The sequence below is a fragment of the Frankia sp. Hr75.2 genome (assembly GCF_949319125.1).
Classification (GTDB): Bacteria; Actinomycetota; Actinomycetes; order Frankiales; family Frankiaceae; genus Parafrankia; species Parafrankia soli.
Genome location: NZ_CASGGV010000048.1, coordinates 1 through 10,804 on the forward strand (window position 1 = coordinate 1; position 10,804 = coordinate 10,804).

The following is a 10,804-nucleotide window of genomic DNA, read 5'->3' on the forward strand; positions in this document are numbered from 1 at the left end:
GCAGCGACCATACGGGCGCCGTAGGCCGTTCGCCCATGTCGCATCGGCCGCCGCCGCCGGGACGTCCGACTCTGAGCGGCCACCCCGCCGCGGCGCCCGGCGGCGGGCGGGCGGCGAGCCGACCGGGCTTGACGGGTGTCGAGGGGTGCTGGCGGGCCCGCGCCCGGCGCCGCGGGCGGGCCCCGGCAGCGGTCTCCGGTGGCGGGCGCGGACGTGACGGATCTGGCGTCCACGGCCCCCCGCACGCCGGCACGATGGTCCCGTCGGGCACCCTGCGGTCGGCCCGCCGCCGACTACCGTGGAGACGGGCCGTGCCGGGCACGGTGCACCCGCAACACGCCACCGCACGGCGAGGGGAGTTCGCGATCATGGAGTCGGTGACGGCGGGAGTCGGTCGCGAGGTGGCAGTCGAGGTCGTGACGACGGCTTCGCTCGCACCGTCCATTCACAACACCCAGCCGTGGCGGTGGCGTCTCGCCGACGGCCGGCTGACGCTGCGGCCGGACGTCGAGCGGCGCCTCGCCGTCCTCGACCCGGACGGGCGGCAGCTCCTGGTGAGCTGCGGCGCGGCGCTGCTGCACGCCCGGCTGGCGTTCCGGGTGCTCGGCTTCGAGCCGGTGGTGGAGCTGCTGCCGGAGGCGACCGGTTCCGGCGGGCTGGAGCCGGTGCTGTCCGGTGACCTGGTCCTCGCGTCGATGGGGATCGGCGGGCGGGCGGCGCCGACGGATTCCGACCGGCTGCTGTTCTCGGCCGCCGGGGCCCGGCACACCGACCGCCGGCCGTTCGAGGCACGCCCGCTCGCCGGCGACCTGGTCGACCGGATGCGCCGCGCCGCCGAGTCCGAGGGCGCCTGGCTGATGCCGCTGTCGCACTCCGACCAGCGGCTGGACGCGGCGGTGGTCGCGGCCCGGGCGGACTGGGCGGAGCAGGCCGACCCCGCCTACCGGGCCGAGCTGGCGTCGTGGCGGCGCGGACAGGGCCCGACCGCCGACGGGGTGCCGACCGGCGTGGCCTCGACCCATCACCCCGAGCGGGCCAGCGACTTCCCGCTGCGCGACTTCGACACCCGCGGCGCGCCAGGCATCGCGGCGCCGCGTTCCGAGGACGCCGACGGCGACGCGGACGCGGACACGGGTCTCGCCCCGACCGTCGAACAGCGCTCGGAGGAGCTGCCGTCGGTGGAGCGCCCCGCCGTCGTCGTGGTCGGCACGGACGCCGATCAGGCTGAGGACAGGCTGCGCGCCGGGCAGGCGCTGGCGCGGGTCCTGCTCACCGTGACCGCGGCTGGCGCGGCCGCGTCGCCGATGGGCCAGCCCATCGACAGCGACGGGTACCGTTCGGTGATCGAGCGGATGCTGAGCATCGCCGGGCACGTGCAGATGATCCTTCGGGTCGGCTATCCCCGCCGGGACGCGGTGGCCTCCGCGCTGACCCCGCGGCGCCCGATCGGCGAGATCCTGACCTTCGGCTAGCTCCTGGGCGGCGGGTCGGGGGCCCGCCGCCGAAGCCACCGGCAGCCGGCCCGTCAACCGCGGTCGAGGGCCGCGAGACCCAGGTCGAGGTCCAGGTCGAGGTCGAGGACGGTGCTCTCCGCGGAGGCGGGCACCCGCTCGTAGGTCCGCCGGACGAAGTCGGCGACCCGGGACGCCGGCAGTTCGACGGTGACCGGCCCCCCGGGGCTCGGAAGATCGACGATCAGCAGGCGCCGGCGCTCGCGCAGCACCGGCGCGATCCGGATGGTGCCCTCCCCCACGGGCCGCTCGTCGCCCTCGGCGAGGAGCTCCCGCGCGAAGGTCCACGCGAGGACCCGCTGGTCCGGAACCCGCGTGCGCAGGGTGATCGCGACCGGGTCGAGCGGGTCGAAGCGGACGGTGACAAGCACCGGAACCCGCTTACCCGCCTCGGCGCCGGTCAGGTAGGTGGCGTTGACGTCCATGGTCACGGCGTTGGACACAATCGGACGGCCCCTCATGAGATCCTCCCCACCCTCGGTGTTGTACCTCACGGTGTCACCCGAGACGGGGCGATTTCACCCTGCCTTGGTCCGCAGGAGCGGGGGACGAAGGACCGTCCGCGGCCGCCGCGGGCCGCGCCGCACCCCGGCGCGGCCCGCACGGCGCGGTCAGGACTTCTCGATCACTCCGCAGGCGATCCGGTCGCCGGCGTCGCCGGTCGCGTTGGTCCGCTCGTCCGGGCCCGGCGTCGGGGCGCCCTGCGCGGTGTAGCGGTCGGGGATGTGGGCGAAGTTGTCGGGCTGGGCGTGCACGATCACCGCGGCGCCCTGGCTGCGCAGGTCGTCGAGCTGGAAGCGGTCCGTCTGCGCCTGCAGTTCCCCCGTGCCGTCCTTGTCGACCAGCAGTGGCGGCAGGTCGCCGGCGTGGTCGCCGTGCGTGGTCGCCCCGGGGTTGAAGTGACCGCCGGCGGTGCTGAACGGGCCGTCGGCGGCCTTCGGGTCGCACACCGGCTTCTGGTGGATGTGGAACCCGTGGTAGCCGCCGGCGGGCAGGCCGTGCAGGCTGCCCTCGACCCGCACCGCCCCGTCGACGGGGGTGAGGGTGACGGTGCCGACCTCGGCTCCGGTGGCGTCGTGCAGCACGACGTCGAGGCTGCCGGCGGCGCCGGTGGCGGGCGCCGACGTGGCATCGCCGGACACCTCCGGCGCGGACGCGGCGGCGGGGCCGTCGTCGGAGCCGCACCCGGCCGCCAGGGCCAGGCAGGCGGCGGCCGCCGCGGCGGTGAGGACGGTACGGGACAGGGGACGTCGCAAGACAGCCTCCAGGACGGCGAACGTGCAGCGGCGGCGGCCCGGGCGCGTGCGCGGCCAGGATCTAGGCCGGACACGGCGCCGGGCCTGGTAGACGGCCCAACCCTACGAAGCGTTCGGGCTCTCGGTCGCCTCCCGGCCACCGAGTGTCGCCATGGCGATAGGCCCGGGGCGGCTCAGCGCTCGATCGCCGCGGCGAGGCGGTCGAGGCGCGCCGTGAGGCCGTCCGGGGTCGTGCTGTCGACGCTGAGGCGGTTCATCAGCTCCTCGTACCGGTCGACGTCCTCCGGCCGGTCAAGGTCGATCGCGCCGGTCAGGTGCTCGAGGTGGACGACGTCGGGCAGCTCGGGCTCAGCGAAGCGCAGGATGGTGAAGGCCCCGGTGGCGACGTGGCCCCCGTACTCGGCCGGCAGGATCTGGATCACGATGTTCGGCGTGGCGGCCAGCTCCCGCAGGTGTGCGAGCTGTGCCCGCAGCACCTCCGCCGAGCCGATCCGCGGCCGCAGCGCGGCCTCGTCGATCACCGCCCACAGTTTCGGCGGGTCGGGCCGGGTGAGCAGCCGCTGCCGGGTGATCCGCATCTCGACGGTGCGCGCGACGGCCTCGGCGCTCATCGTGCCCGGGTTGCTGGTCTGCGCGACGGCCGCGCGCGCGTAGTCCTCGGTCTGGAGCAGGTCGGGGACGAGGTGCAGATGGTAGCTGCGGATCAGGGTCGCGGCGCTCTCCAGTCCGAGGTAGGCCTCGGACCAGCCGGGCACGACCTCGGCGTAGCGCCGCCACCAGCCGGGCCGGTTGGCCTCCCTGGCCAGGTCGAGGATCGGCGCCCGGTCGGCCTCGGCGACGATGCCGTAGAGCGTGAGCAGGTCGGCGACGTCGCGCACCTTGAAACCGACCCGGCCCAGCTCCATGCGGCTGATCTTCGAGTCGGAGGCCCGGATCTCGTAGCCGGCGTCCTCCCGGCTGATGCCGGTGGCCTCGCGCAGGCTCCGGAGCCGCGCTCCCAGCATGATGCGGTGCGCGATCGGCCCGCCGTTGGGCACGGTGTCCTCCTCGCCGTCGCGGTGGTGCGCTCACCGCGGGTCACCGACATCCGGCATGTCAGTACCGTTCGGATTTTCCCATGGCTTGACGGTCAGCATGCAGCCAGGTACCGCGAGCGTGGATGATGTGCTCATGAGGTCGAGGACCCGACCCGCGGCAGCCCCGGCCGTGGGTCTCGCCCCACCGGGGACGGCGCTGGCGTTCGACGGCGTCGGCATGACGTTCCCGGACGGGACGCGGGTGCTGGAGGACGTCTCGCTGCGCGTCGGGGCCGGCGAGATCGTGGCGCTGATCGGGGCGTCGGGCTCGGGCAAGTCGACGCTGCTGCGCATCGCCGCCGGGCTCGCGGCGCCGACGAGCGGCTCGGTGCTCGCCGGGCCGGGTTCCCCCGGCTACATCTTCCAGGACCCGACGCTGCTGCCCTGGCGGACGGTCGAGGGCAACATCGGGCTGTTCGCCGAGCTCGACGGCGTCCCCCGGGCGCGGCGCGACCGCCTGGTCGCGGACGCGATCACCATGACCGGCCTGCGGGGCTACGAGCGGTACCGGCCGCGGGCGCTGTCGGGCGGGATGCGGATGCGGGTGTCGCTCGCCCGCGCGCTGACGGCCCGCCCGTCGTTGTTCCTGTTCGACGAGCCGTTCGGCGCGCTGGACGAGATCACCCGCGAGCGGCTCGGTGACGAGCTGCTGCGCCTGCACCTGCGGGAGGGGTTCGCCGGGCTGTTCGTGACCCATTCGGTGGTCGAGGCCGCGCTGCTGGCCAGCCGGGTAGCCGTGCTGTCCGCCCGCTCGGGGCGGCTGCTCGCCGAGATCGAGATCCCGTTCGGCTACCCGCGCGAGTCGGCGCTGCGTTACGACGCCGCTTTCGGACGGGTCGCACGCGAGGTGTCGGAGGCGCTCAAGGACTCGTTCGCCGGGCCCGGACTCGCCGGCCCTGGAGAATCCGGGCCTGGCGCCGCGGGCGACGCCACCGGCCCAGCGTAGATCAGCCGGTGCGCGGCGGCGGACGCGCGGCGGCGGACGGGGCCGGCCGGGCCGGCGTCGCGCAGCGCCACCGTCGCCGCCATGGCGCCCGGCCCGCCGTGTGCACCGCCGCCGGGATGTGCTGACATCGACGCCAGATAGAGCCCGGGGATCGGGGTCTCCGGGCGGCCCAGGCCGGGCACCGGGCGGAAGATCAGCTGCTGGTGCAGGGCGGCCGTCCCGCCGTTGAGGGCGCCGCCGCGCAGCACGGAGTCCTGGTCCTCCAGCCGTCGCGGCGACTGGGTGTCGCGGCTGAGAATCAGCGACCCGAAGCCGGGGGCCGCCGCCTCCAGCTTGCGTTCCACCCGCTCGAGGAGGCGGGCGGTGTCGTCGCCGTCCCAGCGGCCGGTGACACCGGCCCCACCGGCGTCGCCCCGGGGGGACTGCGGGAGGTGGAAGTACGCCCACGCGCTCTGCGTCCCGGCCGGCGAGCGGCCGGGGTCGGCAGTGGTCATCTGGCCGAGGACGAGGAACGGGTCCGCCGGCACGAGCCCGCACGCCAGCTGCGCGGACATCATCGTCAGATCGTCCATGGTGCCGCCGAGGTGGACGGTGCCGGCGTCCGCGATCCGGCGGTCGGACCACGGGATCGGCCCGGCGAGCGCCCAGTTGACCTTGAAGGTCGAGCTGTCCCACTGGAAGCGGGCCAGGTCGGTGAGCAGGCGGGCGGGGAGATGCTCATCGCCGACCAGGCGCCGATAGAGAGAGACCGCGTCCACGTCGGCGAGCACCGCGCGCCGGGCGCGCACGGCCGTCCCGTCGGCGAGCCGCACGCCACGGGCCCGGCCGGCGGTGACGATCACCGCGTCCACCTCGGCTCGGGTGCGCACCACCCCGCCGCGGGAGCGCAGCCGGTCGACGAGGGCGGCGGTCAGCCGGCCCGCTCCGCCACGCGGCACCGGGAAGCCGACATCCTGGCCGAGCATCGCCAGCAGCCAGCCGATCAGCGCCGATCCCGCCGACTCCGGTGCCAGGTCGGTGTGCAGCGCGCTGCCGGCGACCAGCAGTCCGGCGCCCGCGCCGGCGAACTCCTCCGCGGCGAACCGGCGGACGGGCAGCATCGCGAACCGGGCGAAGCGCAGCGCGTCGGCGGCCCCGAGCGCGCGGGCGAGCCGTGCGCCCGCCCGGACCGGCGGGAACGGGGCGGCCAGCAGCGCCTCGAGCAGCGGGTCGCGGACCCGTTCCCACAGTGCGACCTGCGCCCGCCAGGCCGCCGCGTCGGCCGGGGCGTAGGCGGCGAGGGATGCGGCCGTCCCCTCGAGGTCGGTGGACAGCACCGCGCAGCGGCCGTCCGGGGTGGGGTGGGCCAGCACCCGCGGGGCGTGCAGCCAGGTCAGCCCGTGGTCGGTGAGGTCAAGCGCGCGCAGCGCCGGGGACCGCGCGGCGAACGGGTAGAAGGCGCTGAACAGGTCGGTACCGAACCCGGGCGCGGTGACCTCTGCGGAGCGGCAGGCCCCGCCCGGCTCGGCGGCGGCCTCGCACACGACGACGTCCCAGCCGGCGTCGGCGAGCCGGTTCGCCGCGACGAGGCCGTTCACCCCCGCGCCGATGACGACCGCGTCCGCGGTGTCCGCCGCCGCGTGCCGGTCGATGGGACGCCGGCCTGCCGGCATGTCGGTCAGGCTCGGCGGGCCGGCATCTCGAACCCGGAGAGGAGCACCGCGTTGCAGTCCGCCGCGGCCTGCCGCACGGGCTTCGCCCGCTGGTAGTCGTCGGACTCGTACCAGGCACGGGCCTCGTCCGCCGACGGGAACTCGAGGACGACCGTGCGGTTCCCGTGCCACTCCCCCTCGAGCAGCTGGACGTCCTCGTCCACGGCGAGGACCTTGGCACCCGCCGCGGCGACCGAAGGACCTGACAGGCGGCTGTAGGCCGCCATGCCTTCGGGATCCTTGATGGCCTCGGTCAGGATGACGTATCCCTTGGGCATGTGCTCTCCTGGGCGACTGCGGTGCACGGCGTGGGACGGGCCATTTTCTCGCTACTCGCGGCTGGTGCGCGACCGACCGGCCTCGGCCGGCCTCACGGCAGGCCGCCGCGTGCGACGAGTTGCGCGGCGATGACGTTGCGCTGGATCTCGTTGGTGCCCTCGCCGACGATCATCAGCGGGGCGTCCCGGAAGTAGCGCTCGACGTCGAACTCGGTGGAGTACCCGTACCCGCCGTGGACCCGGATGGCGGCCAGCGCCACCTCCATCGCGACCTCCGAGCAGAAGTACTTGGCCATGCCCGCCTCGAGATCGGCGCGCTCGCCCGTGTCGTACCGGCGCGCGGCGTGCAGCAGGAGCTGCCGGGCCGCGGTGAGCTTCGTGCCCATCTCCGCGAGGTGGTTGCCGACGGACTGGTGCCGCCAGATCGGCTGGCCGAACGACTCGCGCTCCTGCGAGTAGCGCAGGGCGTCGTCGAAGGCGGCCCGGCCCACCCCGGTCGCCCGGGCCGCGACCTGGATCCGGCCGATCTCCAGCCCGCGCATCATCTGCCCGAAGCCCCGGCCCTCGGCCCCGCCGAGCAGCGCGTCCCGCGGCACCCGGCAGTCGGTGAACGACAGCTCGCAGCTCTCGACGCCCTTGTAGCCCAGCTTGGGCAGGTCCCGGGAGATCACGAACCCGGGGACCTTCTCCACCAGCAGGATGCTGATGCCCCGGTGGGCGGGCTCGGCCGCGGGATCGGTCTTGCACAGCAGCGCCACCAGGCCGGAGCGGCGCGCGTTGCTGATCCACGTCTTGGTGCCGTTGACCAGGTAGTCCGCGCCGGCGGGCCGGGCGGTCGTCCGCATCGCCTGCAGGTCGGAGCCGCCGCCGGGCTCGGTCAGCGCCATCGTCGCGCGCAGCTCCCCGGTGGCCATCCGCGGCAGGTAACGCCGCTTCTGCTCCTCCGTCCCGAACGCCAGCAGCAGCTTGGCGACCACCGTGTGCCCGCCCATGGCACCAGCCAGGCTCATCCAACCCCGAGCCAGCTCCTCGGTCACCAGGGCGTAGCAGACGGTCGAGACGTCCACCTGGCCGTACGGCTCGGGGATCGCCAGGCCGAAGACCCCGAGCCGCTTCATCTGCTCGATGAGCGCCTCGGGGTAGGCATTGGCGTGCTCGAGCTCGCGCACCACCGGCCGGACCTCGCGGTCGACGAAGTCCCGGACGGTGTCGACGACTGCCCGCTCCTCCGGGTCGAGCTCCCTCATGCGTCGAACGCCGTCATGCGTCGAACGCCGTCACGAGGCGATCCGGCGCTCCAGCGCGATGTCGAGCAGCTCGTCGGTGAGGACGCGCTTGACACGCGGCCGGCCGGCGGACTCTCCCGAGGAGCGCTCGACGGCGTCGATCAGCCGCCAGCCCTCCTCGGTGACGAGGTGCGGCTGGCGGCCGCGCAGCCAGGTGTCGATCTCACCGACCGGGTCGAACGCGGCGCCCCGGTCGTGGCGGCGCAGCGTGCCGTCGGCGACGTCCGCGAGCAGCCGCGCGACGGTCTCGCCGGCGCACTTCTTGTTCGTGCCGATGATCCCGGTCGGGCCGCGCTTGATCCAGCCGGCCACGTACTCGCGCTCGACGCCCTCGACCCGCCCGTTCACGTTCGGAATGACCCCGCGGCGGTCGTCGAACGGCAGCCCCTCGATCGACCGGCCCTTGTAGCCGACGGCGCGCAGCACCAGGCTGGTCGGGACGGTCTCCCGCTCACCGGTGTCGACGGCGCTGACCCAGCCGTCGTCGCCGACCTTCAGCGCGTTGCGGGCGAACACGATCTCCTCGACCCGGCCGTCGCCGCGGATCTCCAGCGGGGTGCGCTGGAAGCGCAGCGCCACCCGGCGCGCGCCCGCGGGCACCGGGTTCTGCGCGTACCCACGCATCACCGCCAGGTTGCGCTTGACCAGACGGGACAGCGCCTCCTCGCCCTCCTGCTCGGCGACCTCGGCCGGGTCGACGTCCACCCCGGACTCGGTGAACTCGGGCAGCTCCCTGAGCTCCGCGGTCGTGAAGGCCGCCTGCGCGGCGCCGCGGCGCCCGACGACCATGACCTCCTTGAGCGCGCAGGCGCGCAGTGCGTCGAGGGCGTGGTCGGCGATGTCGGTGCGGGACAGCCGCTCGTGCGGCGAGCAGAGGATGCGGGCGACGTCGAGGGCGACGTTGCCGGCGCCGATCACGACCCCGCGCTCGCCGCTGAGGTCGAAGGTGAGGTGCGCGTAGTCGGGGTGCCCGTTGTACCAGCCGACGAAGTCGACCGCGGACTCGCTGCCGGGCAGGTCCTCACCGGGAATCCCGAGGCGCCGGTCCGTCTGCGCGCCGACGGCGTACAGGACGGCGTCGTAGCGCGCGGTCAGCTCCTCACGCGTGACGTCCTTGCCGACGTCCACATTGCCGAAGAAGCGGAAGTTCTCGTGCGCGGCGATCGCCGCGTACACGCTGGACACCGCCTTTATCTTCGGATGATCGGGGGCGACTCCGGAACGCACCAGGCCCCACGGCGTGGCCAGCCGCTCGTACATGTCCACCCGGACCGGTACGTCGTGCTGTTCCAGCAGCGAGGCCGCCGCGTAGAAGCCCGACGGACCGGATCCGACCACCGCGACGGTCAACGGCGCGGCCGCAGCTCCCTGGGGCATCGATACACTCCTCCAGCCGAATTCCCGCTGATGTCCGCCCGTCACCTGGGCGTCGACCGCCGACGCGATCGCATCCCTGACCGGTGCGGCTCGGGCGCCGTCGCCCATGCAGGTCGCGACCGCGCCGTACCGACCACCTCAACGCAACGTAGAGAAGCGCGCTTCCGGGCGCAAGAACTGCGATGACGGAATGCGGCCGGCGGCCCGCGGTCCGCCACCCGCCCGCACCATTCCCTCCATCACCGTCACCGCATTTCCGATTGCGACGGATTTGCCCCGCACGGTAGAAGCCGGCCCGGCGCGCAGGCTGCTCAGCCGCGGGCGGCGCCCAGCGCCATCGTGTGCAGCATCACGGCCATCTCGGCCCGGTGCAGATCGGTCGCGCTGTGCGGGGTGGAGTTGATCAGACCGAACAGCGCATGGGTACGCGCCCGCGCGGTCGGCGCGTCGAGCTCGGGCCGCACCTGCCGCAGGACGTCCACCCACTGCTCGACATAGGCCCGCTGCAGCCTGCGGACCTCGCGCTCGGCCGGCTCCGGCAGGCTCCACAGGTCGCGGTCGTGGATGACGATCAGGTCGGGGTTGTCGAGCGCGAACTCGACGTGCCCGCGGACGAGCAGGTCGAGGGTCTCCAGGGCGGAGGCGCCGACCCGGCGGGCCTCGCGGGCCGCGTCGAGCAGGTGCTGGCTGATGCCGACGAGCAGCTCGACGAGCACCGCGTCCTTGCTGGGGAAGTGCCGGTAGATTCCCGGGCCGCGGATGCCGACGGCGGCGCCGATCTGCTCGATGCCCACGCCGCGGAAACCGCGTTCGGCGAACAGCCGGGCGGCCGCCCGCAGCAGTTCGTCGCGCCGGGTTGCCCGGGCCGGGGTGCGCGCCCTGACGCGCGGTTCGGCCGGGCTCGTGACAGCGGACCCACCGGCATCGCTGTTCCGGCCGGATTCACTGCTCTTGCCGGCGCCCCGGCCCGAGTCGGGATGGGCTCCGGAGTTGGCGTTCCGGGCAGCGGCTGGCGGCTGGCGGCTCTTGGCCGGGCCGGAGGCGGGCCGCTCGCCCGGGGCGGACCGGACGATTTCTGCTGGCACCGGAACACTCCTCCCAACTCGCAGGCTACCAGCCCCGCCCGCCCGCGACGCGCACTCGGTCGCGGGCGGGCGGCTGCCGCGACCGGCGGGCGCCACCCGCCGCGCCGGCCTTACCCGCCGCGGGGGCGCGGCGCCGCTCCTACACGCCGCGGAAGCGGTTGATGGCGGTGAGGTGACGAGCCCGGGTCTCCTCGTCACGAACCCCCAGCCCCTCCTCCGGCGCCAGGCACAGCACCCCGACCTTCCCCTGATGGGCGTTGCGGTGCACATCGAGCGCCGCCTGCCCCGTCCGCTCCAG

The 10,804-nt window shown here is 74.6% G+C and carries 9 protein-coding genes and 2 pseudogenes; 2 read left to right on the forward strand and 9 right to left on the reverse strand.

Annotated elements, in window-relative coordinates; all coding sequences use genetic code 11:
* Window positions 1-311: 311 nt before the first annotated feature.
* A complete protein-coding gene (locus tag AC559T_RS05465) occupies window positions 312-1,472 on the forward strand; it encodes an Acg family FMN-binding oxidoreductase (RefSeq protein WP_498867975.1) in 1,161 nt (386 codons plus the stop codon).
* Between the two features lie 53 nt (window positions 1,473-1,525).
* Here the strand turns inward: AC559T_RS05465 and AC559T_RS05470 are convergent, their stop codons facing one another.
* The 3 genes from AC559T_RS05470 to AC559T_RS05480 all read right to left on the reverse strand — a co-directional run bounded on the left by AC559T_RS05470 (window position 1,526) and on the right by AC559T_RS05480 (window position 3,804).
* Window positions 1,526-1,972, reverse strand: coding sequence for an SsgA family sporulation/cell division regulator (locus tag AC559T_RS05470; protein ID WP_368953366.1), 447 nt, complete (start codon window positions 1,970-1,972; stop codon window positions 1,526-1,528).
* A 150-nt stretch (window positions 1,973-2,122) separates the two neighbouring features.
* Entirely contained in the window at window positions 2,123-2,767 is a 645-nt protein-coding gene (locus tag AC559T_RS05475) for a superoxide dismutase family protein (protein ID WP_498867976.1), read from the reverse strand.
* A gap of 173 nt (window positions 2,768-2,940) precedes the next feature.
* A complete protein-coding gene (locus AC559T_RS05480) occupies window positions 2,941-3,804 on the reverse strand; it encodes a helix-turn-helix domain-containing protein (RefSeq protein WP_112104712.1) in 864 nt (287 codons plus the stop codon).
* A 133-nt stretch (window positions 3,805-3,937) separates the two neighbouring features.
* Here AC559T_RS05480 and AC559T_RS05485 point away from each other — a divergent pair, with 133 nt between their 5' ends.
* Window positions 3,938-4,789 carry an ABC transporter ATP-binding protein gene (locus tag AC559T_RS05485; RefSeq protein WP_165938846.1) on the forward strand — a complete coding sequence of 284 codons (852 nt, stop codon included), beginning with the start codon at window positions 3,938-3,940 and terminating at the stop codon, window positions 4,787-4,789.
* A gap of 110 nt (window positions 4,790-4,899) precedes the next feature.
* Here the strand turns inward: AC559T_RS05485 and AC559T_RS05490 are convergent.
* The 6 genes and pseudogenes from AC559T_RS05490 to AC559T_RS05515 all read right to left on the reverse strand — a co-directional run.
* Window positions 4,900-6,441 (reverse strand): annotated as a pseudogene (locus AC559T_RS05490) (phytoene desaturase family protein); the annotation flags it as partial.
* Between the two features lie 5 nt (window positions 6,442-6,446).
* Complete coding sequence (locus AC559T_RS05495) at window positions 6,447-6,758, reverse strand: DUF1330 domain-containing protein (RefSeq protein WP_112104710.1); 312 nt, start codon at window positions 6,756-6,758, stop codon at window positions 6,447-6,449.
* Window positions 6,759-6,850: 92 nt separating this feature from the next.
* Window positions 6,851-8,005, reverse strand: coding sequence for an acyl-CoA dehydrogenase family protein (locus tag AC559T_RS05500; protein ID WP_498867977.1), 1,155 nt, complete (start codon window positions 8,003-8,005; stop codon window positions 6,851-6,853).
* A gap of 30 nt (window positions 8,006-8,035) precedes the next feature.
* On the reverse strand, window positions 8,036-9,421 hold the full coding sequence (locus tag AC559T_RS05505) for an FAD-dependent oxidoreductase (protein WP_112104715.1): 1,386 nt from the start codon (window positions 9,419-9,421) through the stop codon (window positions 8,036-8,038).
* Window positions 9,422-9,732: 311 nt separating this feature from the next.
* Complete coding sequence (locus AC559T_RS05510; protein WP_241831115.1) at window positions 9,733-10,506, reverse strand: SACE_7040 family transcriptional regulator; 774 nt, start codon at window positions 10,504-10,506, stop codon at window positions 9,733-9,735.
* A gap of 139 nt (window positions 10,507-10,645) precedes the next feature.
* Window positions 10,646-10,804 (reverse strand): annotated as a pseudogene (locus AC559T_RS05515) (crotonyl-CoA carboxylase/reductase); the annotation flags it as partial.

Bases quoted from the DNA above. Each gene is read 5' to 3' on its own strand.
- AC559T_RS05470 (WP_368953366.1), bottom strand. From the start codon at position 1,972: ATGAGGGGCCGTCCGATTGTGTCCAACGCCGTGACCATGGACGTCAAC.
- AC559T_RS05485 (WP_165938846.1), top strand. From the start codon at position 3,938: ATGAGGTCGAGGACCCGACCCGCGGCAGCCCCGGCCGTGGGTCTCGCC.
- AC559T_RS05495 (WP_112104710.1), bottom strand. From the start codon at position 6,758: ATGCCCAAGGGATACGTCATCCTGACCGAGGCCATCAAGGATCCCGAA.
- AC559T_RS05500 (WP_498867977.1), bottom strand. From the start codon at position 8,005: ATGAGGGAGCTCGACCCGGAGGAGCGGGCAGTCGTCGACACCGTCCGG.
- AC559T_RS05505 (WP_112104715.1), bottom strand. From the start codon at position 9,421: ATGCCCCAGGGAGCTGCGGCCGCGCCGTTGACCGTCGCGGTGGTCGGA.